21 protein-coding genes and 1 tRNA gene are annotated in these 21,476 nt (G+C 70.1%); 6 read left to right on the top strand and 16 right to left on the bottom strand.

The features are described 5' to 3' along the window. Nucleotides 1–152 precede the first annotated feature (152 nt). The 4 genes from QH283_RS19520 to QH283_RS19505 all read right to left on the bottom strand — a co-directional run bounded on the left by QH283_RS19520 (nucleotide 153) and on the right by QH283_RS19505 (nucleotide 2,725). Nucleotides 153–1,040, bottom strand: a complete 888-nt coding sequence (locus QH283_RS19520; RefSeq protein ID WP_280504429.1) for a hypothetical protein — start codon at nucleotides 1,038–1,040, stop codon at nucleotides 153–155. Between the two features lie 144 nt (nucleotides 1,041–1,184). Further along, a tRNA-Thr gene (locus QH283_RS19515) sits at nucleotides 1,185–1,259 on the bottom strand. 136 nt (nucleotides 1,260–1,395) lie between these two features. Then, nucleotides 1,396–1,638, bottom strand: coding sequence for an MbtH family protein (locus QH283_RS19510; protein ID WP_280504431.1), 243 nt, complete (start codon nucleotides 1,636–1,638; stop codon nucleotides 1,396–1,398). A 253-nt stretch (nucleotides 1,639–1,891) separates the two neighbouring features. Then, nucleotides 1,892–2,725 carry an alpha/beta fold hydrolase gene (locus QH283_RS19505; RefSeq protein ID WP_280504430.1) on the bottom strand — a complete coding sequence of 278 codons (834 nt, stop codon included), beginning with the start codon at nucleotides 2,723–2,725 and terminating at the stop codon, nucleotides 1,892–1,894. Between the two features lie 114 nt (nucleotides 2,726–2,839). On the opposite strand from QH283_RS19505, the gene QH283_RS19500 reads away from it, so the two are divergent. The 4 genes from QH283_RS19500 (at nucleotide 2,840) to QH283_RS19485 (ending at nucleotide 6,996) form a co-directional block, all read left to right on the top strand. Further along, a complete protein-coding gene (locus QH283_RS19500; RefSeq protein WP_280504428.1) occupies nucleotides 2,840–3,010 on the top strand; it encodes a hypothetical protein in 171 nt (56 codons plus the stop codon). Between the two features lie 106 nt (nucleotides 3,011–3,116). After that, nucleotides 3,117–4,724 (top strand): alpha,alpha-trehalose-phosphate synthase (UDP-forming), encoded by a 1,608-nt coding sequence (locus QH283_RS19495; protein ID WP_432420754.1) that lies wholly within the window; start codon nucleotides 3,117–3,119, stop codon nucleotides 4,722–4,724. Nucleotides 4,725–4,804: 80 nt separating this feature from the next. Continuing rightward, on the top strand, nucleotides 4,805–5,524 hold the full coding sequence (locus tag QH283_RS19490; protein WP_280504426.1) for a response regulator transcription factor: 720 nt from the start codon (nucleotides 4,805–4,807) through the stop codon (nucleotides 5,522–5,524). A gap of 68 nt (nucleotides 5,525–5,592) precedes the next feature. Continuing rightward, nucleotides 5,593–6,996, top strand: a complete 1,404-nt coding sequence (locus tag QH283_RS19485) for a HAMP domain-containing sensor histidine kinase (protein ID WP_432420753.1) — start codon at nucleotides 5,593–5,595, stop codon at nucleotides 6,994–6,996. 9 nt (nucleotides 6,997–7,005) lie between these two features. Here the strand turns inward: QH283_RS19485 and QH283_RS19480 are convergent, their stop codons facing one another. The 12 genes from QH283_RS19480 to QH283_RS19425 form a co-directional block, all read right to left on the bottom strand. Next, nucleotides 7,006–7,494 (bottom strand): h domain protein, encoded by a 489-nt coding sequence (locus QH283_RS19480; protein ID WP_280504424.1) that lies wholly within the window; start codon nucleotides 7,492–7,494, stop codon nucleotides 7,006–7,008. Further along, on the bottom strand, nucleotides 7,491–8,336 hold the full coding sequence (locus QH283_RS19475) for a hypothetical protein (protein WP_280504423.1): 846 nt from the start codon (nucleotides 8,334–8,336) through the stop codon (nucleotides 7,491–7,493). The genes QH283_RS19480 and QH283_RS19475 overlap by 4 nt, the downstream gene beginning before the upstream one ends. After that, entirely contained in the window at nucleotides 8,333–9,751 is a 1,419-nt protein-coding gene (locus QH283_RS19470; RefSeq protein WP_280504422.1) for an MlaD family protein, read from the bottom strand. Before QH283_RS19470 ends, QH283_RS19475 begins: the two co-directional genes overlap by 4 nt. Beyond that, nucleotides 9,748–10,980, bottom strand: coding sequence for an MCE family protein (locus tag QH283_RS19465; RefSeq protein ID WP_280504421.1), 1,233 nt, complete (start codon nucleotides 10,978–10,980; stop codon nucleotides 9,748–9,750). The genes QH283_RS19470 and QH283_RS19465 overlap by 4 nt, the downstream gene beginning before the upstream one ends. Then, nucleotides 10,977–12,278, bottom strand: coding sequence for an MCE family protein (locus QH283_RS19460; protein WP_280504420.1), 1,302 nt, complete (start codon nucleotides 12,276–12,278; stop codon nucleotides 10,977–10,979). Before QH283_RS19460 ends, QH283_RS19465 begins: the two co-directional genes overlap by 4 nt. Next, entirely contained in the window at nucleotides 12,275–13,351 is a 1,077-nt protein-coding gene (locus tag QH283_RS19455) for an MCE family protein (RefSeq protein WP_280504419.1), read from the bottom strand. The genes QH283_RS19460 and QH283_RS19455 overlap by 4 nt, the downstream gene beginning before the upstream one ends. Next, nucleotides 13,348–14,388 carry an MCE family protein gene (locus QH283_RS19450; RefSeq protein ID WP_280504418.1) on the bottom strand — a complete coding sequence of 347 codons (1,041 nt, stop codon included), beginning with the start codon at nucleotides 14,386–14,388 and terminating at the stop codon, nucleotides 13,348–13,350. Before QH283_RS19450 ends, QH283_RS19455 begins: the two co-directional genes overlap by 4 nt. Further along, nucleotides 14,385–15,590 (bottom strand): MCE family protein, encoded by a 1,206-nt coding sequence (locus QH283_RS19445; RefSeq protein WP_280504417.1) that lies wholly within the window; start codon nucleotides 15,588–15,590, stop codon nucleotides 14,385–14,387. The genes QH283_RS19450 and QH283_RS19445 overlap by 4 nt, the downstream gene beginning before the upstream one ends. 11 nt (nucleotides 15,591–15,601) lie before the next feature. Further along, nucleotides 15,602–16,453, bottom strand: a complete 852-nt coding sequence (locus tag QH283_RS19440) for an MlaE family ABC transporter permease (RefSeq protein ID WP_280504416.1) — start codon at nucleotides 16,451–16,453, stop codon at nucleotides 15,602–15,604. Between the two features lie 4 nt (nucleotides 16,454–16,457). Next, complete coding sequence (locus QH283_RS19435; RefSeq protein ID WP_280504415.1) at nucleotides 16,458–17,222, bottom strand: MlaE family ABC transporter permease; 765 nt, start codon at nucleotides 17,220–17,222, stop codon at nucleotides 16,458–16,460. Nucleotides 17,223–17,648: 426 nt separating this feature from the next. Then, nucleotides 17,649–18,554 (bottom strand): 3-oxoacyl-ACP reductase, encoded by a 906-nt coding sequence (locus tag QH283_RS19430; protein WP_280504414.1) that lies wholly within the window; start codon nucleotides 18,552–18,554, stop codon nucleotides 17,649–17,651. Between the two features lie 43 nt (nucleotides 18,555–18,597). After that, nucleotides 18,598–18,786 carry a ferredoxin gene (locus QH283_RS19425; protein WP_280504413.1) on the bottom strand — a complete coding sequence of 63 codons (189 nt, stop codon included), beginning with the start codon at nucleotides 18,784–18,786 and terminating at the stop codon, nucleotides 18,598–18,600. Nucleotides 18,787–19,072: 286 nt separating this feature from the next. On the opposite strand from QH283_RS19425, the gene QH283_RS19420 reads away from it, so the two are divergent. Further along, nucleotides 19,073–20,266: an acyl-CoA dehydrogenase family protein gene (locus QH283_RS19420; RefSeq protein WP_280504412.1), complete on the top strand. Its 1,194-nt coding sequence runs from the start codon at nucleotides 19,073–19,075 to the stop codon at nucleotides 20,264–20,266. Between the two features lie 38 nt (nucleotides 20,267–20,304). Next, a complete protein-coding gene (locus QH283_RS19415; protein WP_280504411.1) occupies nucleotides 20,305–21,408 on the top strand; it encodes an acyl-CoA dehydrogenase family protein in 1,104 nt (367 codons plus the stop codon). Nucleotides 21,409–21,476 lie beyond the last annotated feature (68 nt).

Here is a 21,476-nt window from a genome sequence, read left to right as displayed (position 1 = left end):
TGGCGCACCAAAACCGCCTACAACCCCACCCGGCTCGAACCCCAAACCCAACCGGTCGCCGCATAGGGGTTGACTCAGGAAACTCATGCGTGCTTGCGCAGGGTCGTCGAAAGAGTTGGACGCCGCGGCCCGCCGATCGGTTCCACGACCGGTCAGCGCTGCTGCCACCGCAGCGCGGCGAGTCGCGCCGCCCGCCGGTGGATGATCTGCGCGACCAGGTCGACGCGATCGACCACGAGGAAGATGTCCTGGTCGTAGGTCCTGAGCACGACCGCAGGGGTGCCCGGCGGCAGATGCTCCGCGGTGCCCGGCGGCCGGGCGTTCCACACCCCGTTCGCCTCGGGCGGGGCCCATCCCGGCCACACCGCCACCAGCCGGTCCAGGCCGACGCCGGTGGTCGATGCCATGCGCCTGCCGACGCGGTGGGCGAGTTCGACCCGGTCCTCGGTGACGGTCAGCGTCAGCACCTCCAGCATCAGCGCCACATTGCGGCCGGACTCGCGCAGCACCGGCACCGCCAGATCGGTGTCGCCGAGGGCGGGTAACGGTGGGTCGGTCAGCTCCCGGCCCGCCCGGTGGGCGCAATAGCAGGCCGCGAGCACCAGCGCGAGCAGCAGCGGGAACAGCGCGCCGCCCGTCCGGGAATCCGGGGCGGCGGCCTGGCGGGACACCGAGTCGGCGGCCACGCCCTGTGCCGCCGCGATCAGGCCGGCCGCCCAGATCCACCACCGCGGATCGCGCGGCACCGACCGGCCCGAGGGCGAGGTGCGCGAGCCGAACAGCAGCAGGCCTGCGGCCCCCACCACGGCGGTGACCAGCGCGGCCGCCACCGCGACCGCGCCGACCTCCGCGATCGCGGGCCGGTCCGAACCGCTGTACGCGCGCAGGACCGTCAGCGCGACGGCGAGCAGCGCGCAGCAGGCGGGGATCGCGACGAAGGCGTAGCCGAGCCATCGGCGCGCCCGTTCCCATCGTTCGCGGAGCACGTCGTCGATCGGCTGGACGAAGACACCGGGAGGCCGCGCGGGAATCAGCGCCATCGGTTCCCCCCGTGCATGCTTCCCCCGTGTGGACGAACTCTCTCAGCGGGCCGCCCCCGCGCGCCGTCGCCGGTCGCGTGGCGGCCTGTGTGCGGCGGTCACCGCACCGCCGGATCTGCCGACGATGCGGTGACCGCGCTGGAGTGGAGCCCCCTGTCAGGATTGAACTGACGACCTTTCGCTTACAAGGCGAGTGCTCTACCACTGAGCTAAGGAGGCGGACGTCGGTTTTCGACGGTTTTCGCTCCGACGGGGGCCATCATAACCGCGCTCCGCAGCCGCGCGTCACCGGATATCGGTGGCGCGCGGCGACGGTCGAGCGAGAACCCCCGGCGCAGTATCGGCTACCGCGAGGTCAGGACTGGCTGCCCTGCCTGGCGGCGTCGTCGGCGGCCATCGCGTCGCGCAGGCTCTTGGGACGCATGTCGGTCCAGTTCTTCTCGACGTACTCCACGCAGGCGGCGCGGCTCTCCTCGCCGAACACGACTCGCCACCCGGCCGGAACCTCCGCGAAGGCAGGCCACAGGGAGTGCTGTTCCTCGTCGTTGACCAGGACGAAGAAGCGGCCGTCCTCGTCGTCGAAGGGGTTGGTGCTCAATTTCACCTCACTGGATACTGGCGCTTGTACGGGATTAGGCTCCTGGAACCCCTCCGTCACGGTGGCCCGTGCCACGACGAGCCCCGCGCCGGATGACTACCCGAGCGTTGTGTCGACCCTAGCAAGGGACACGTTACGGGAAGACCATTACCTCGGGTGCCGTCTCGGGCGCGGGCCGCCGCGTCGGCGGCCGCGCACGAGTCGACGGCACCAGGCCGGCTCAGGTCGGGCCGACCTGGCTGTGCCGACCTAGTTATTCGGAGAAGAAGTCCAGCAGGATCTTGTTGACCGTCTCCGGCCGCTCGAGATACCCGAAATGACCGGCATCGGGGACCTCCTGATAGCGGGCGCCGGGGATGACCTCGGCGACCTCACGGGTCAGGTAGGCCGGGATCATCCGGTCGTCGGCGAAGCCGACCGCCAGGCAGGGCACGCGGATGGCCTTGTAGGCCTGCACCCGGTCGAAATCGTGATCCATTCGACGCTGGGCGCGGATGCCGGGGCCGACCGGCCCGCCGGTGAACTCGAACAGGTCGAGCCAGTCGCGGGCGGCGTTGGCGTCGGCGAGGGTGGCGGGCGAGAGGTTCATGACCGCGGTCAGCGCGGCCTCGTACTTCGGCGGCAGGGTGACCCCGGCTTCGTCGAGCTCGTGCTCGCCCAGTGAGAGCGTCTTCTGGAACTGGTCGAGGCGGGCGTGCCCGGCCATGAACACGGCCTTGCGCACCAGGTCGGGGCGGGCCAGCGCCAGCTCCTGGGCCACCCGCGCGCCCATCGAGGTGCCCGCGACCAGAACGGGTCCCTCGTCGAGGAACTCGATCAGGGCCGCGGTGTCGGCGACCAGGTCCTCGATGGTGATGCCGTCGGCGGACTCGAAGCTGGGGGCGATGCCGCGGTTGTCGAAGGTGCACACCCGGAACCCCGCGGCCAGCAGCGCCGGCACCTGGTGCAGTTCCCAGACCCGGCCCGGGCTGCCCGTGCCCATGATCAGCACGACCAGCGGCGCCGATCCCTTCGCCTCGGTGCCCTTCGCACGGTCTCCTTTGACCTGGTAGTTCAACGAGATTCCGTTCACCGTGGCCAGCGGCATGGTCGACCCTTTCGTCAGATTGTGCTGCGCACCCACGGTATAGGCCACACCCGTGTCGCCTACCATGGACACTTCGAAACGCTCGAGCGTAACGAATCGGGAGGACACGAACCAATGGCCGCGAAGAGCAGCGCGAACGATATCGCGGACGACGACCTGGAACCACTGGCCGACGAGACGGCGCGCCAGGCGCAGCGGGTCGTCGCGGCCTACGCCGCCGACGCCGACGAGTGCCGGATGCTGCTGTCGATGCTCGGCATCGGGCCGAACAGCCGCGCCGAATAAATCGCCTGGTACCGGGCATGCTCCGCCCGGGCAGGTGATCGCGGCGCGGGCGAGGGGCCGCGGCGCCGCTACATGAGAACAGAACAAGGATGCGTGAGTGGACCAGATGACCGATCAGCCGTCCGAGAACTCCCAGCACTCCCGACCCGATCCCGATCTCGGATCGGCGCGGTCCGGCGACCACGGACCCGAAGGCGCCGATCCCGGCCCGGGCCCCGACCGACCGCGTGAAGGTGGATCCGGGTTCGTCGGCGTGGCCAACCGGCTGCCGGTCGATCTGGAACGACTGCCCGACGGCACCTCCCGATGGAAGCGCAGCCCCGGCGGTCTGGTCACCGCGCTCGAGCCGGTGTTGCGCAACAACAAGGGCGCGTGGGTCGGCTGGGCGGGCGTCCCCGACGTCGACGTCGATCCGATCATCGAAGACGGCCTCGAGCTGCATCCGGTGCCGCTGTCGGCGAAGGAGGTCGCCGACTACTACGAGGGTTTCTCCAACGGCACGCTCTGGCCGCTCTACCACGATGTCATCGTGCGGCCCATCTACGACCGCGCCTGGTGGGCCGCCTACGTGCAGGTCAACCGCCGGTTCGCGGAGGCGACCGCGAAGGTGGCGGCCGAGGGCGCGACGGTCTGGGTGCAGGACTACCAGTTGCAGCTGGTGCCCAAGATGTTGCGCATGCTGCGCCCCGATCTGACCATCGGTTTCTTCCTGCACATCCCGTTCCCGCCGGTCGAGCTGTTCATGCAGATGCCGTGGCGGACCGAGATCATCGAGGGCCTGCTCGGCGCCGATTTGATCGGCTTCCACCTGCCCGGCGGCGCGCAGAACTTCCTCTACCTGGCCCGCAGGCTGGCCGGTCAGCCCACCTCGCGCGGTTCGGTCGGCGTGCGCTCCAAGCTGGGCGTGGTGCAGGTGGGTTTCCGCACCGTGCGGGTCGGCGCGTTCCCGATCTCGATCGCCTCGACCGAGCTGGACGAGCACTCACGCAGGCGCTCGATCAAGGAACGCGCCGCCAAGATCAGGGCCGAGCTGGGCAATCCGACCAACATCCTGCTCGGCGTCGACCGTCTCGACTACACCAAGGGCATCGACATCCGGCTCAACGCGCTGGAGGAGCTGCTCAGGGAGGGCCGCATCGACCCGGGCGAGACGGTCATGTTGCAGCTGGCCACGCCCAGCCGCGAGCGCGTCGAGAGCTACAAGCAGATGCGCGGCGACATCGAGCGCCAGGTGGGCCGGATCAACGGCGAGTTCGCCCGCGTCGGCTACCCGGTGGTGCACTACCTGCACCGGCCGATCCCCCGTGACGAGTTGATCGCCTTCTTCGTGGCCGCCGACGTCATGTTGGTGACCCCGTTGCGCGACGGCATGAACCTGGTCGCCAAGGAGTACGTGGCCTGCCACAGCGGGCTCAACGGCGCGCTGGTGCTCAGCGAGTTCACCGGCGCCGCCGCCGAGCTGCGCCAGGCCTATCTGTGCAACCCGCACGACCTGGACAGCGTGAAGGACGCCATCGTCTCCGCGCTGGAGGACGACAGGGAGACCAAGCGGCGCAAGATGCGCGCGCTGCGCAGGCAGGTGCTCGCCCACGACGTGGACCGCTGGGCCAGGGCGTTCCTGGAGGCGCTGGCCCGTGACCAGGTGGCGGGCAGCTCGCTGATCGACCGACCGGACTCCGACGACGAGTACGGCGACGACCAGCCGCGACGCTGACCCGCCGGGACGTTCCGTTCCCAGCGAGTTCACAGGAACCACGCAGCGACGCCTGAGTCCGTGGGCGCATCATGTCCGGTATGAGTGATGCGCCCGCGGCCGCGCGCCCCGAGGCCCGCGTTCTGGTGGTGGACGACGAGCCGATGATCGTCGAGTTGCTCTCGGTGTCGCTGCGCTTCCAGGGCTTCGAGGTGGAGACGGCCGCCGACGGCGCGCGGGCGCTGGACCGGGCCCGCGCCTTCCGGCCGGACGCGCTGATCGTGGACGTCATGATGCCGGGCATGGACGGCTTCGGCCTGCTGCCCCGGCTGCGCGCCGACGGCATCGACGCCCCCGTGCTGTTCCTGACCGCCCGCGACGACGTGCAGGACAAGGTCGCCGGCCTGACGCTGGGCGCCGACGACTACATCACCAAGCCGTTCAGCCTGGAGGAAGTGGTGGCCCGGCTGCGGGTGGTGCTGCGCCGGGCCGGGCACGACACCCGGGCCCGCGCGAGTTCGCGGATCACTTTCGCCGACATCGAGCTCGACGACGACACCCACGAGGTGTGGAAGGCGGGCGAGCCGGTCGCGCTCTCGCCCACCGAGTTCACCCTGCTGCGCTATTTCATGGTCAACGCGGGCACGGTGCTGTCCAAGCCGCGCATCCTCGACCACGTGTGGCGCTACGACTTCGGCGGCGAGGTCGGTGTGGTGGAGACCTACGTGTCCTATCTGCGCAAGAAGATCGACAACGGCGAGCCTCGGCTGATCCACACCCTGCGCGGGGTGGGCTACGTGATGCGGGCGCCGAACCGGTGACCACCGTCCGTCGTGCCCCGGCCCCGCCGCGCCGGTTGCGGGAGCGGGCGGGCGATCGGCTGGCCGCCATCCCGCTGCGGGTGACGCTGGTGCTGGCGCTGGTGCTCTTCGCGGGCCTCGGCCTGCTGATCTCGGGCGCGGTGGTGACCTCGGCACTGGAGAAATCGCTGCTCGGTCGCACCGACCAGCAGCTGCGCGATGTGGCGACGCCGCGACCGCGGCCGCTGGTTCCCCCGCCCGCGCCCGACCCGCGCACCCCGCCGAGCCCGTTCTACATCGTGGTGGAGGCCGGCGCCGACCACGGCTCGTTCGTGCTGCGCCCCTACGACGTGGACGCCACGCCCGATCTCACCGAACTCCCGGCGGGCACGCCGGTCACGGTGCCCTCCCGCGGCGACGCGGATGTGCGCTGGCGCGCGCTGAAGGTGATCACCGGCGACTCGGCCACCACCGTCGCGGTGCCGCTGACCCCGAACGAGGACACCGTGACCCGGCTGGTCGGGCTGCAACTGATCGTCGGGCTCGCGGTGCTGGCCGTGCTGGCGCTGGCCGCCTACTTCGTGATCCGGCGCAGTCTGCGGCCGCTGCGGCGGGTGGAGCACATCGCGGCGGCGATCGCGCGCGGCGACCTGTTCCGGCGGGTGCCGGTGCGCGGCACCAACACCGAGGTCGACCGGCTGTCCCAGTCGCTGAACGGGATGCTCGCCCAGATCCAGTCGGCCTTCGCCGCCACCGAGGCCTCCGAGGCGGCCGCCCGCGAGTCCGAGGCCACCATGCGACGGTTCGTGGCCGACGCCGGGCACGAGCTGCGCACCCCGCTGACCACCATCCGTGGTTTCGCCGAGCTGTACCGGCAGGGCGCGACCGACGACCCGGCGATGGTGCTCGACCGCATCGAGCGCGAGGCCAGGCGGATGGGGTTGCTGGTGGAGGATCTGCTCATGCTGGCCAGGCTGGACGCCCAGCGGCCGCTGGCCATGGGCACCGTCGACCTGCTGACGGTGGCCGGGGAGGCGGTGCACAACGCGCGCGCGGTGGCCGCGGCCGCCGACCCGGACGGCCCGCGCAGGCGCGTCGAACTGGAGGTGCGGTCCGGCACCGGCACGTTGGAGGTGGCGGGCGACGCCGACCGGCTGCGGCAGGTCATGGCGAACCTGCTCACCAACGCCCTCACCCACACCCCCGCCGACGCGGACGTGACGGTGCGGCTGACCCCCGAGCCGGGCGAGGTGATGGTCGAGGTGGCCGACACCGGGCCCGGTCTGGCACCGGAGGAGGCCGAGCGGGTGTTCGAGCGGTTCTACCGCACCGACAGCTCGCGCACCCGCGCCAGCGGCGGTTCCGGGCTCGGCCTGTCCATCGTGCAGGCGCTGGTCACCGCGCACGGCGGCCGGGTGTCGGTGCGCAGCGCGCCGGGCGAGGGCACCTGCTTCACCGTGGAACTTCCGCGCGAGCACCGATCCCGCGCGTGATTGCCGGGCTCAGATGGGCGTGACGGCGTCGACCAGCCAGCGGTCGCCGTCCTTGCCCAGTTCCACCCGCAACCTGCTGCCGGTGGTGGTGCCCTGCGGGCTGTCCCTGCTGGTGGTGATCTGGTTGACGAACAGCATCACCACCGCGCTGTCGCGGTCGGCCTCCACCACGCCGCCGGCCTGGGCGGTGGCGAGCACGGTGAGTTCCTTCTCCTTCGCGCCGGGCGCGATGGCGGTCTCGATGAGGTTCAGGTAGTCGGTGCGGAAGTCGGGCGAGAGCATCTCGGCCGCCTTGGGCAGCTCGGTGTCCACGGTGGTGAACTCGTAGCTGAACATGGCGGGCACGGCCTTGTTGGCCGCCGCCAGCGCCTGCTCGCGGGCCTGCTTCTCCTGCTCGGCGTTCCAGTAGCGGTAGCCGCCGAAGCCGACGACCAGCGCCGAGGACAGGGCGAGCGCGCCCGCGACGAAGGCGGCGATCACGCCTCGGGTGAATGTCATGGCACGAACTCCACATTCGAGGCCGTCAGGCCGGACTCCGATTCGGACACCGTGACCCGGAACCGGTAGTGCCGGGTCTGCGGCCCCTCCTGGCCTGCGTTGGTGAGGGTCTGCTTGGCCGCGACGAGCACCTGACCGGAGTTCTCGCCCTCGCTCTCCAGCGCCGCCTCCACGATCTCGCCAGTGGCGCGCACCTCGGCCTGCTGCACGATGCTCAGGAACGGGTCGACCCGCCCGTCGAACTCGGTCCTGAACTTGCCGGAGGCCAGCGACAGGATGCGGTCGATGTCCTCGCGGGCGGTGTCGGCGTCGATGGTGGTCAGATTCAGGATCGCCTGCTCGGCGGTCTGCACGTAGGCGGTGCGGCGCTCGGCCCGCTGGTCCAGCGAGCGCACGGTGAACACCGAGATCACCGCGCCGGCGAGCATGACCGCCACCAGCACGGCCGCGGCGGCCGCCAGCACGACGGTGCGCGTGGACCAGCCGCGCCGCGCCCGGGCGGGCTCGTCCTCGGCCGGGGTGTCCTCCGTTCTCGCGGATTCGACCTCCGAAACCTCCGAAATCTTCGCAGCCTCCGAAACCTGCGCAGCCTCCGAGGCCTCCGCGGCCTTCGTCAACCGCACCGTCTTCGCGGCCTCCGAAGCCTTCGCGCTCGCCGGGTCCTTCGAGGCCGCCGAAGCCGTCGTATCGGAGATCGTGGTCTCGGCGGCCTCGGTCTCCGCCGCCGGGGCGGCGGCCACCTTCACTGTCACCGCCTCGGCGGCGGCCTCCTCGGCGGGCGGTCCCGCGGTCCGCACCGCCCTGCGGCGGGTGCGTCGTGCCTCGTCGGTGACATCACTCATCGTTGCTGCTCCTCGAGCATCTCCTGCCAGCTCGCCGGGACCGTCGCCGAACCTCCTGGTGCGACATCTCCCTGCCGGTAGGTGCGGCCGTCGGTGCCGATGTAGACACCTGTGGACGGATCGTAGGACCTGGCCGTGGCCGGCGTGGCGAAACCGGCGGGCGCGGTGGCCGAGGACTGCTGCCCCTGGTCGGCGGCGGGCGCCACCGGCTCCACCGGAAGGTAGAGCGGTTCCTCGCCGAGCGGGGTGTAACCGGTGCGGCACAGCTCCGGGGTGGGAGCGCGACGGCCGGGGAACTCCATGCACGGCGTGTTGCGGATGCCGCGGACCTCGATCGGCGAGTCCTGCGGGATCTTGCAGTACAGGCCGTCCGGGGTGGGCATGAAGTCCAGCTCGCTGGGCGAGCGCCGCTGCTCGGGCGGCAGGAAGCCGGTGGTGCAGGCGGGCGGGTCGTGCACCACGCTCATGAAGTCCACCATCACGCCGTAGTCGAGCGGGCCGCGCACGGCGGTGATCAGCGCCGCCACCAGCGGCGGGTAGATCACCATCACCTGCTCGATGCCCGGATGGTAGATGGAGGTCACCTGGCCGACGCTGACCAGGTTGGACAGCAGGATCGGCAGCGTGGGCTGCAGATCGTTGAACTGCCGGGTGACCCGCTCCATCGCCGCCGGACTCTCGCGCAGCAGGTTGCGCAGCGACGGGTCGTGCGCGCGGAGCTGGTCGGTGAGGGTGGCCAGGTCGGCGGTCCAGGACCGGATGGCGTCCTGCGAGCGCACCTGGGTGTCCAGCAGCGGGCCGATCTGGTCGATCAGCTTCCTGGTCGGTTCGCTGCTGTCCTGGGCCTCCTGCACCAGCAGCGCGGCCGAGTCGATGAAGCGCTGCAGGTCCGGGCCCGCGCCGTTGAACGCCTTGAACGCCTCGTCGATCACCTGCCGCAGCCGGGTGTCCTCGACGCTGGCCAGCAGCCGCTCGGTCTGGTCGAGCAGCGCGCCCACGTCCTGCGGCAGCTGGGTGCGCTCGACCGGGATGACCGCGCCGTCGCGCAGTTTCCCCTCGCCGGGCGACTCCGGCGGCACCAGGTCCACATACTGCTCACCGATCGCCGAGACGCTGCGCACCCAGGCGGTCACCTCGGCGGGGATGGCGTAGTCGGTGTCGATGGACAGCTCCGCCTCGACCCCCTCGGGAGTCAGCCGCACCTGCTTCACCCGGCCCACATTGGTGCCGCGATAGGTGACGTTGGCGTGCTCGTAGAGCCCGCCGGTGGCGGCCAGCTCGACGGTCACCTGGTAGCGGCCGATGCCGAACATGGCGGGCAGCTGCACGTAGGTGCCCGCCATGACGGTCAGGCCGACCACCGTGAGCACCGAGAAGATGGCGAGCTGGATGCGTACGAACCGGGTCAGCTTCACGGCTGTCCCCCTTCCAGCGGAACCGTCAGCCCGGGTATGGCGGGCAGGCCGGGGATCGGCGGCAGGCCGGGAATGCGCGGGGCGGGTTCCGCCGGGGTCTCGGGGGCGGCGGGGTCGGAGATCGGCCCGGTGGCCGGATCACCCGCGTCGGTGGCGGGGCTGGGGGCGAAGCTGCCGACGATGCCCTCGACACCGCCGAAGCGACCGCCGAGCGGGGTGCCCGACAGCCAGTTGGTGTCCAGTCGCGCGCCCGTCATGTCGACGGTCATGAACAGGTTCAGGTAGTCGCCCTTGATGGCCTTGTCCAGGTTCTTCAGCGGGAACGGGAAGGACAGCAGGATCTTCAGCGACTCGGCGAGGTTGCCGCCGGTGTCGGCCAGCCGCTGCAACGTGGGCCACAGCGCGTTCAGATTGGCCTTCAGGTTCTCCCCGCTGGTGTCGATCACCCGCTGGGTCACATCGCTCAGCTCGCCGAGCGCGGTGATGGCGCGGGTGATGTTCTCCCTGCGGTCGGCCAGCACGGTCAGCGCCGGGTGGATCTCGTCGAGCGCGCGCTCGAGGGTCGCCCGCTGGTCGGCCAGCTGCCCGCCGAGGCGGTCGAGGCCCTCCATCGCGGAGATGATGTCGCCGGTCTGCTGCTCCAGATTGGTGGTCAGCTCGTCGAGCTGCGGCAGCAGGTCGCGGATGACGTCCTCGCGGCCGGACAGCGCCGCGTTCAGCTCGGAGGTGATGGTCTCGAGCTGGGCGATGCCGCCGCCGTTGAGCACCACCGACAGCGAGGACAGCACCTCCTCGGTGGTCGGGTAGGCGCCCGCGCGGTCCAGCGGGATCACATCGCCCGGCGCCAGCTGCCCCTGCGGCGCCACGTCCTCCGGCGGGGCCAGCTCCACATGGTTGGAACCGAGCAGGCTGGTCTGGCCGATGCGGGCGATCGCGTTGGCGGGCAGGCGAACATCGGGATTGAGCGAGACCGTCACCAGCGCGTGCCAGTCCTGCACCACGATGTCGGTCACCGAACCCACGTCCACGTCGTCGATGCGAACCGGCGAGTTCTGGGTCAGCGTGGTGACATTGGGCATCTGGATGTGCACCTCGTAGGCGCCCTCGCCCTTGCCCTCGGCGCCCGGCATGGGCAACGAGTTCAGCCCGGTCCACTCACAGCCGGTGGTGGCCAGTGCCAGGCTCACCCCGAGTGCGAGCACCGCGGTGCTGCGGCGTGCGCGGCTCATCGTCCACCTCCGGGGATCGCGAATCCGGCCAGGCCCTCGGGCACGAAGACCGGCGCGGGCGCCGGGGCGGCCGCCCTCGGGTTCTTCTTCTCCTCGGGCACCTGATCGGCCAGGCTCTGCGGCGAGAACTCGATCTGGTTCGGGAAGGCGTGCACGCCGGTGGCCGGGTTGACCATGATCGGCGCGTAGTTCCAGGCCAGCGACTCGATGATGGGGGCGAGCTGGGCCGCGCACAGATCGGCCGAGCGGTCGGAGTCGTTCTCCTCCAGCGCCCGGATCGAGCCGCACAGGAAGGTCAGCGGGCTGGCGGTGTTGTTCAACGCGACAGCGCCGGTGAAGCTGCCCTGGGCCGGCTTGTAGAGCTGGTAGAAGTTCACCAGCGCGGTGGGGCCGGAGTGCAGCACCCGCTCCACCTCGGGCCGCTTGTCGACCAGGATCTGGGTGACCTCGGCCAGCCGCTGGGTGCCCTCGGTCAGTTCGGCGCCGCTGGAGTCGAGGAAGCGCCGCACGTCGGCGACGGCGAGGTCCAGATTGTCCAGGCCTGCGCCGAGTTCGTCGGAGACGCCGGCCAGCACCGAGGAGACCGAGGCCAGCCTGCCGCCGAACTGCACGATCTGCTCGTTGCTCGCCGAGAGCACCTCGACGAACTGCTGTAGGTTGCGGATGGTGCCGAACAGGTCGGTGCGGCCGTCGGACAGCGTGGTCAGGGTGGCCGACAGTTCCCGCAGTGTCTCGCGCATGCGCTCGCCGTTGCCGTCGAGGTTGTCGGCGGCGGTGTCGACGAAGCGACCGAAGGAGCCCTGCTCGTCGTCGCCGACCGGGCCGAGGGCGGTGGCCAGCTTGGACAGCTCGGTCTTGATGTCGTCCCACTCCACCGGGACGGCGGTGCGCTCGATCGGGATCTCGTCGCCGTCGGCCATCTTCTCCCCGCCGGTGTAGGCGGGGGCGAGCTGGATGAAGCGGGCGGTCACCAGCGAGGGCGAGATGATGACGGCGCGCGCGTCGGCGGGGATGTCCACGCCGCGGTCGACGGTCATGCGCACCTTCACCTGTTCCTCGCCCGGCTCGACCGAGTCGACGGTGCCGACCGAGACGCCGAGCACTCGCACGTCGTCGCCCTGGTACAGGCCCGAGGTGGAGGGGAAGTAGGCGGTGATCCGCATGGTGCCGATCCAAGTGATGCCCACGTAGAGCAGCGCGGCCAGCAGGGCGAGCACGAGCGCGCCCGCGGTGAGCAGCGCCCAGCGCGGCAGCCCGCGCGCGGACCGGGCGGGGGCGGTGGTGTCGGGTGTGGTCATCGGGGCGGCTCCTGGACGGCCGGCTCGATCGAGGGCGGCGGGTTCAAGAAGAAGTTGCGCAGGTCGTCGGGCAGGTGCTCGGGCCAGACCAGCGCGTCGACGAGCGGTTGCAGGCCGACGGAGGTGGCGTTGGAGACGTAGGCGTTGAACCATGGCCCGTTGCCGACCTGTTCGCCGAGCGCGGCCGCGAACGGGCCGAGACCGTCGAGCGCCTCGCTGATGTTCTGCCGGTTGCGCTGGAGCACGTCGAGCACCTGGTTGAGCTTGTCCAGCGCGGGCGCCAGCTGGGCCTCGTTGTCGGCGACCAGCCCGCGCAGTTCCTGGGCCAGGCCGTTGACGTGCACGATGAGCTGGCCGAGCGCGGCGCGGCGGGCGTCGAGCTCGCCGAGCAGCTGGTTGCCGTCCAGCAGCAGCGCGTTGAGCTGGTGGCTGCGCTCGGACAGGATGGCCGTCACGTTCTGTGCCCGCTCCAGCAGTTGCGACAGCGCCTCGTCGCGGCTGTTGATGGTGCGGGAGAGCTGGGTGATGCCGTCGAGGGCGGTGCGCAGCGGCGCGGGTGTGTCGGCGAAGGTGACCGACAGCGCGTCCAGGGTCTGGTCGACCCGGTCCATGTCCAGCCCGTCCACGGTGGCGGCCAGCTCGCCGAGCGCGTCGTTGAGCGAGTACGGCGAGGTGGTGCGCTCGAGCGGGATGGTGTCGTCGCGGCGCAGCGCGCCCTCGCCCGCGGGCACCACCTCGAGCGACTTGCGCCCGAGCACGGTGTTGGTCTTGATGGCGGCGGTGGTGCGGTCGCCGAGCACGATGTTCTCGTCCACGGTGAACTTCACCAGCACCCGGTCGCCCGCCAGCTGCACGTCGTCGACGCGACCGGAGCGCACCCCGGCCACCTGGACGTGGTCGCCGGGCAGCAGCCCGCCCGCGTCGGCGAAGTGGGCGGTGTAGCTCGCGCCGGAGCGGATGAACGGCAGCCGGTCGAACTGCAGGGCCGACAACGCGATACACACCGCGACCACGATGCCGACGATGCCGATGGTCGTCGCGGGCGAGCGTTCGGCGTTCTTGGTGTCCGTCATTCCGCCGCACACCTTCCCGTGTCCTGGCCACCGGGCATGTTGATCTTCAGCGGCTTGCCGTCGGGGCCGTCGATCAGGAAGTTCGTGGCACAGACGTAGAGCGAGAGGAACGAGCCGTAGGAGCCGATGCGGATGAGCTTGCGATAGGTGTCGGGCAACTGCTGGATGACCCACTCCATGGTGTCCTCACCAGCGTTCAGGTTGCCCGCGAGCCGGTCGGTCTGCTCGACGGTGGCGCGCAGGTCGGGGCGGGCCTGGGCGAGCAGGTCGGTGAGATCGCCGGTGGCGCCCGCGATCCGGGGGATGGCCGAGGCGATCGGGTCGCTGTCGGCGGCCAGCCCGCTGACCAGCCGCTGCAACTCGACGATGGTGGTGTCGAACTGTTCGTCGCGCTCGTCGATGGTGGCCAGCACCGTGTTCAGGTTGTCGATGACGTTGCCGATCAGGGCGTCGCGCTCACCGAGGGTCTGCGCGAAGGAGCCGCCGCTGTTGAGCATCGAGACCAGCGTGCCGCCCTGTCCCTGGAACACCTGCAACAGCGCCTCGGTCAGGTCGTTGACCTGCCCGGGGTCCAGACCGCGCAGCAGCGGCTTGAAACCGCCGAGCAGCATGTCCAGATCCAGCGCGGGCGCGGTCTGCGACACCGGGATGGTGCCGCCCGGCCGCAGCTCGTCGGCGCTGCCGGGTCCCTCCAGCAGTTCCAGATAGCGGTCGCCGACCAGGTTCTCGTACTTGATCTGGGCGCGGGTGCTGGTGAGCAGCCGGTATTTGCGGTCGATGTCGAACTCGATGTGGGCCAGGTAGTCGCGGCCCGGCTCGTCCGAGCGCACCTGCACCTTGCTGATCGAGCCGACCGGCACGCCCGCGATGCGCACCTTGTCGCCGGGCAGGATGCCCGAGGAGCTGGTGAACACGGCGTGATAGCTGTCCTGCCTGGCGAAACGCACCTGGCTGAAGACGACGGCCAGGCCGGCGAAGATCAGCGCCATCACCAGGGTGAAGATGGTCAGCTTGACGGTCGTGGCGGTGTTCTTCACGGCGCGCTCACCCCCGGCATGCCGTTCATCAGCAGTTGGAACACTTTGGGCCCATTGAATTTCGTTTCCATGGAGGGCACGTAGGGCATGCCCTGGTTGGTGTCGGTGACGACGTAGTCGGTGTGGCTGCCCGGCACCCGGTCCACCAGGCCCTCGCAGCGCGGGCCGCCGGTGGCGTTCACCTTGGGCAGGTCCTGCGGGTACTTGTAGGGCTCGGCGCCGAAGATGAAGTTGGTGTTCATGGCGACGCCGGGCTGGTTGCCGCCGAAGGCCGCCTCACCGATCGGCATCAGCTCGGCCACCGCGTTGACCAGGCACTGGGTGCCCGGCGAGTATTCCTCGATCAGCGCGGTGGTGGGGGCGAGCAGTTCCAGTGCGGTGCCGAGGTTCTGCTCGTTCTCGCGCAGCACCGAACCGGTGGTGTCGGCCAGGCCGATCAGATTGGCCAGCACGTCGTCCAGGCTCGCCTGCTCGTCGACCAGAGTGGCGCCGGTGGTCACCGCGTTGTCCACGGTGCGCAGCAGATCGCCGGTGACGTCGGCGTAGAGGTGGGTGACCTCGGCGCTGACGCGCAAGTCCTCGCGCAGCGTCGGCAAGGTCGGATTCATCTCGCGCAGATAGGTGTCCAGGTCGGTCATCAGCTGCCCGAGCGTCTCGCCGCGGCCGTTGAGGGCCTGGCCGAGCGCGGCGAGGGTGGCGTTGAGCTTCTGCGGCTCGATGTCGGACAGGATGTCGGACAGCTGCTGGAACAGCGTGTTGAATTCGACGGTCACCCGGTCGGCCACCACGGTCGTGCCCGCGCGCAGCGGTTCGGCCGACGGCTGGTCCGGGATACCGAAATTCACGTATTTCGCGCCGAACACCGTGGTCGAGCGGATGTCGACGGTGGCGTTCGCGGGCACCAGCTCCAGCATGTCCGGGTTGAGCGCCAGCTCCAGCGTCGCGCCCTGCTCGTCCTGCCGCACGTCGGCGACCCGGCCGATCTCCACGCCGCGCACCTTCACCTTGGCGTCCGGGTCGAGCACAAGGCCGCTGCGCGGCGCCTGCACCAGCACGGTGGCCGTGGAGGTGAAGCCGCCGACGAACATCGTCAGCGCCACCGCGACCACCGCGACCAGACCGAGCACCATCGCCAGGCCGGCCACTTTCAGACCGAGCGAGCTGTCCAGCCAGCTCTGCTGTGAGTTCTTCGTACCCGCCATGTCCTGCCCGTCTACCCGGAGAGGTTGAAGTTGCCGGAGGTGCCGTAGATGGCCAGCGACATCAGCAGCGTCACCGTGACCACCGCGACCAGCGAGGCGCGCACCGCGTTGCCGACCGCCACGCCGACCCCGACCGGGCCGCCGGCGGCGAAATAGCCGTAGTAGGTGTGGATCATCATGACCGCCATCGCCATCAGGATCGCCTGCGCGAAGGACCACAGGATGTCGCTGGGGATCAGGAAAGTCGAGAAGTAGTGGTCGTAGACGCCCGCCGACTGCCCGTAGATCACCACCGTGGCGAAGCGCGCGGCGAAGAACGAGGCGATCACCGCCAGCGCGTACAGCGGCACGATCGCGATCATCCCGGCCAGCACCCTGGTGCCGATCAGGTACGGCACCGGCCGGATGGCCATCACCTCGAGCGCGTCGATCTCCTCCGACACCCGCATGGCGCCCAGCTGCGCGGTGGAGCCCGCGCCGATGGTGGCGGCGAGGCCGATGCCGGAGATCACCGGGGCCGCGATGCGCACGTTGAGGAAGGCCGAGAAGAAGCCGGTCAGCGCTTCGACGCCGATGTTGCCCAGCGAGCTGTAGCCCTGCACGGCGATGGTGCCGCCGGAGAACAGTGTCAGGAAGCCGACGATCACCACTGTGCCGCCGATGACCGCCAGCGCGCCGGTGCCCATGGAGATCTCGGCGATCAGCCGGATCACCTCGGTGCGGTAGTGCACCAGGGCCCGCGGGATGGAGGCGATCGCCCTGCCGTAGAACACCGCGTGCTTGCCCGCGGTGTCCATCGAGTCGGAGATCCGGCGCGCCCGCCGCACCATGCGGGGGAAGCGCGATTCGATCACGAAGGCCATCGGGTCACCGCACCGAGAACTTGATGCCGACCGCGGTGACCACCACGTTCACCACGAACAGAGCCATGAAGGCGAAGACGACGGTCTGGTTCACCGCATCACCGACACTCTTGGGACCGCCTTTGACGTTCAGGCCGAGATAACAGGCCACCAGGCCGGCGATCAGCCCGAACAGGCCCGCCTTGACCTCGGAGATGATCAGCTCGGGCAGATGGGTCAGCAGGGTGATGCCGTTGACGAAGGCGCCGGGGTTCACGTCCTGCAGGAAGACCGAGAACAGGAAGCCGCCGACGATGCCGATCGTGCACACCAGGCTGTTGAGCATCAGCGCGACGAACATCGAGGCCAGCACGCGTGGCACGACCAGGCGCTGGACCGGGTCGATGCCGAGCACCCGCATGGCGTCGATCTCCTCGCGAATGGTTCGTGCGCCGAGGTCGGCGCAGATCGCCGTCGCGCCCGCGCCCGCCACGATGAGCACCGTGACGATGGGGCCGACCTGGGTCACCGCGCCGAAGGCGGCGCCCGCGCCGCTGAGGTCGGCGGCGCCGATCTCACGCAGCAGGATATTGAGCGTGAAGCTGACCAGCACGGTGAACGGAATCGCCACCAGCAGGGTCGGCACGATGGAAACCCGGGCGATGAACCAGGACTGATCGATGAACTCACGCGCTTGGAAGGGCCTGCGGATACTCGCCCTGGCGACGTCGGAGCACAGTTCGAAGAACCCGCCGACGGCCCGGAGCGGAACGGCAAGGACCTCGTTCATCCGCGATCCTCCTAGCTCACTGAAGCACTTGCGGCGCACACGGCACGACTCACCGCCGTGGCCGCATCGCCGACATGATTAGAACATGTTCATAAACACATTGCGTGGCTTTTTCTCACATTTGACCTGCAATTTGTCGAATGTCGATCCGCAATATTTGTAACAAGTATCAGTATGTGTCCCCCATGTTTCCCGCATCACTGACCAAGATCGTCTGTGACTGCAGGCACACGGCTCGGACACACATGTCTATCAAGCCGGGGACACCGGATCAACAAATGGACAAATGATCAGTTGGTCGGGTCCGGGGCGCCACCCGACTGTGACACCGCACAGCGCCCCGGTCGCCACGGCACGCGCGGGGCGGGCCCAACCGAAACCTGCCGGTGTCCGGCCGTTGACCCGCCCGCTCGCCGAGCGGCCGAGCTAGCCGAGGTCCTTCAGCGAAGACGCCGAGAAGGTCTGATCGGCGGGACGTTCGGCGAAGTAGCCGCTGAGCGTGCCGGCCAGATCCTCGGCCTCCCAGGCCTCGCCCGGCGCGTCGAACCGGCGCTCCACCAGCGGGGCCGCCATCAGCGCGACCATCGGGCCGTACACGACGAACAACTGACCGCTGACCCGCTCGGCCGCGGGCGAGGCGAGATAGGCGACCAGCTTCGCGACATGGTCGGGCGAGAGCGGATCGACGCCGTCGGCGGGCGCGTCGCTGAAGACCGCGGCGGTCATGGCGGTGCGCGCGCGGGGCGCGATGGCGTTGGCCCGCACGCCGTAGCGCGCGAGCCCGCGCGCGGCCGAGAGCGTCAGGGCGGTGATGCCCGCCTTGGCCGCGCCGTAGTTGGCCTGCCCCTCCGGTCCGAGCAGGCCCGCCTCCGAGGAGGTGTTGATCAGGCTGCCGTAGACCGGGCCGCCCGCCTCCTTGGACTTGGCCCGCCAGTAGGCGGCGGCGTTGCGGGTCAGCAGGAAGTGTCCGCGCAGGTGCACCGCGATCACCGCGTCGAATTCCTCGTCGGACATGTTGAACAGCATGCGGTCGCGGGTGATGCCCGCGTTGTTGACCACGATGTCCACGCTGCCGAAGGAGCGGTCGGCCGTTTCGATCAGCGCGTCGGCGGTGGCGCGCTCGGCGATGCTGCCCGCCACGAATTCCGCCTTGACGCCGAGTGCCCTGATCTCGGCCAGCGTCTGCGCCACGGCCTCGTTCTCGGTGAGGTCGTTGATCACCACCGAGGCGCCGGCGCGGGCGAGCGCCAGCGCCTCCGCCCTGCCGAGTCCCGCGCCCGCACCGGTCACCAGGGCCACGCGGCCCGCCAAGCTCGTCTTCGATTCGCTCACCGGGCCGACTCTAGAACGTGTTCTTACTGCTGACAAGGACCGATCACAGCAGCTTCAACGCCGCCTTCGGGCACTGCGCGACCGCGTCCTCGACCTCGGCGCGGCGCTCGGCGGGCACCTCCTCGGTGAGGATGTGCAGCTGGTCGTCGTCATCGAGTTCGAACACGTCGGGGGCGAATCCGACGCAGATTCCGTTGGCCTCGCACTGGTCGAGATCGACGCTGACCTTCATGACTACTCCTTCACACCCGACTTCGACGCCAGACTACAAGCCGAGGAGCGCGAAGCGACCCCCATCGGCGGGATTGCCCGGCAATACTGGAACATGTTTCAGTCGATATGCAATTATCGATCAGACGGTCGAACGGGACAACAGCCGACCGGACCCCGGTCGCCGGGCACGGTGTCCCGGACACACCCACCGAGCACACGCTCCGGTCCCGGACACCACCCGAGCACAACGCACCCGAGCACAACGCACCCGAACACAACTCCAGCCGTACGAACGAGGTCGACACATGCGCATCGCGTACACGCCGCAGCAAGAGGAGCTCCGCGCCGAACTGCGCGACTACTTCTCCCGGCTGATCACCCCCGAGCGGCGCGCCGCGCTGAGCTCGACCACCGGCGAGTACGGCGAGGGCGACGTCTACCGCGAGGTCGTGCGCGACATGGGCCGCGACGGCTGGCTCGCGCTGGGCTGGCCCAAGGAGTTCGGCGGCCAGGACCGCTCGATCATGGACCAGCTCATCTTCACCGACGAGGCGGCCATCGCGGGCGCGCCGGTGCCCTTCCTGACCATCAACTCGGTGGCGCCGACGATCATGCACTACGGCACCGAGGAGCAGAAGAAATTCTTCCTGTCGAAGATCGCGGCGGGCGAACTGCACTTCTCCATCGGCTATTCCGAGCCGGGCGCGGGCACCGACCTGGCCTCGCTGCGCACCACCGCCGTGCGCGACGGCGACGACTACGTGATCAACGGCCAGAAGATGTGGACCAGCCTCATCGCCTACGCCGACTACGTCTGGCTCGCGGTGCGCACCGACCCGAACGCCAAGAAGCACAAGGGCATCAGCATGCTCATCGTGCCCACCGACGCCGAGGGCTTCTCCTGGACCCCGGTGCACACCATGGCGGGCCCTGACACCAGCGCCACCTACTACCAGGACGTGCGGGTGCCGGTCAGCTCGCTGGTCGGCCCGGAGAACGGCGGCTGGGCGCTGGTCACCAACCAGCTCAACCACGAGCGCGTCGCGCTGACCTCGGCGGGCTCGCTGATGACCGGCCTCGCCCAGACCGTGCGGTGGGCGCGTGAGACGAAGACCGCCGACGGCTCGCGGGTCATCGACCAGGAATGGGTGCGGGTCAAGCTGGCCGAGGTGCACGCCAAGGTCGAATACCTCAAGCTGCTGAACTGGGAGATCGCCAGCCGCGCCGACGCGGGCGGCGAGGCCGCGCCCAAGCCGTGGGACGCCTCGACCTGCAAGGTCTACGGCACCGAGCTGGCCACCGAGGCCTACCGGCTGCTCATGGAAGTGCTCGGCCCGCAGGCCTACCTGCGCCAGGACTCCGCGGGCACGCAGCTGCGCGGCAGGCTCGAGCGCCTGCACCGGGCCGCGTTGATTCTCACCTTCGGCGGCGGCACCAACGAGGTGCAGCGCGACATCATCGCCATGACCGCCCTGCGCCAGCCCGCCTCGGCTCGCTGATCCCGACCGGTCCCGCTGCCCCGAAAGGCAAGAACACCATGGACTTCACCCCCACCGAGGGCCAGCTCGATCTCGCCGCACTCACCGCCGAGGTGTGCGCCAAGCTGGTGACCGCCGACCGGCTGCGCGAGCTGGACACCCCCGGCCGCTTCGACGAGCCGCTGTGGCAGGCGCTGGCCGAGACCGGCATCCTCTCGGCGACCCTGCCCGAGGAAGCGGGCGGCAACGGCCTCGGCCCGCTGGAGGAGTTCGCCGTACTGCGCGAACTCGGCAAGGCGGTGGCCGCGGTGCCCTACCTGTGGTCGGTCGTGGTCGGCGCGGACACCCTCGCCCGCTCCGGCTCGCCCGAGCAGCGCGAACTGGCCCGCCGCGCGGGCGCGGGCGCCGACATCCTCACCGCCGCCCTGGCCGAGGAGTTCAACTACCGTCCCGAGGCGCCTGCGACCGCCGCCACCGAGAGCGCGGACGGCTGGCGGCTGAACGGCGCCAAGATCACCGTCCCCTACGCCGACCGCGCCGCGCGCCTGCTGGTCTCCGCGCAGGCGGGCGGCTCCCCCGCCGTCTTCCTGGTCGACCCGGCCGCCGAGGGAGTGCGTGTCACCCCGCAGCAGGTGGTCGATCTGAGCGCCGAGGCGATCGTCGAGTTCACCGACGCGCCCGCCGAACTCGTCGGCTCCCCGGCCGACGGCTCGGCCGTGCTCGAGCGGCTGCTCACCCGCGCCTGGTTCGGCCTGAGCGCGCTGCAACTGGGCACCCTCGAGCGCGCCCTCGACCTGGTGGCGGGCTACGCCAGGGAACGCGAGCAGTTCGGCAAGCCCATCGGCAGCTTCCAGGCCGTCGCCCAGCGCCTGGCCGACGCCTACATCGACGTGCAGGGCCTTCGCCTCGCCGTCACCCAGGCCGCCTGGCGGCTGGCCGAGGGCCTGCCCGCCGCCGAGGCCGTGCACACCGCCAAGTTCTGGGCCGCCGACGCGGGCCATCGCGTCGCCCACACCGTGGTCCACGTCCACGGCGGCGTCGGCATCGACCGCGACCACATCGTGCACAACTACTTCACCGCAGCCAAGCACAACGAGTTCGCCCTCGGCGGGGCCACCGACCACCTGCGCGCCCTCGGGGACCTGCTGGCCGACCCGGCCTGAGCACACCCGCGACCGATCGCGTCGGCAGATCGGGCACGTCGGACGATGCCCCCCGGGGACCGTTACGG

The sequence above is a fragment of the Nocardia farcinica genome (assembly GCF_029867845.1).
GTDB lineage: Bacteria > Actinomycetota > Actinomycetes > Mycobacteriales > Mycobacteriaceae > Nocardia > Nocardia farcinica_A.
This window is presented reverse-complemented; position numbering and strand designations above follow the sequence as displayed.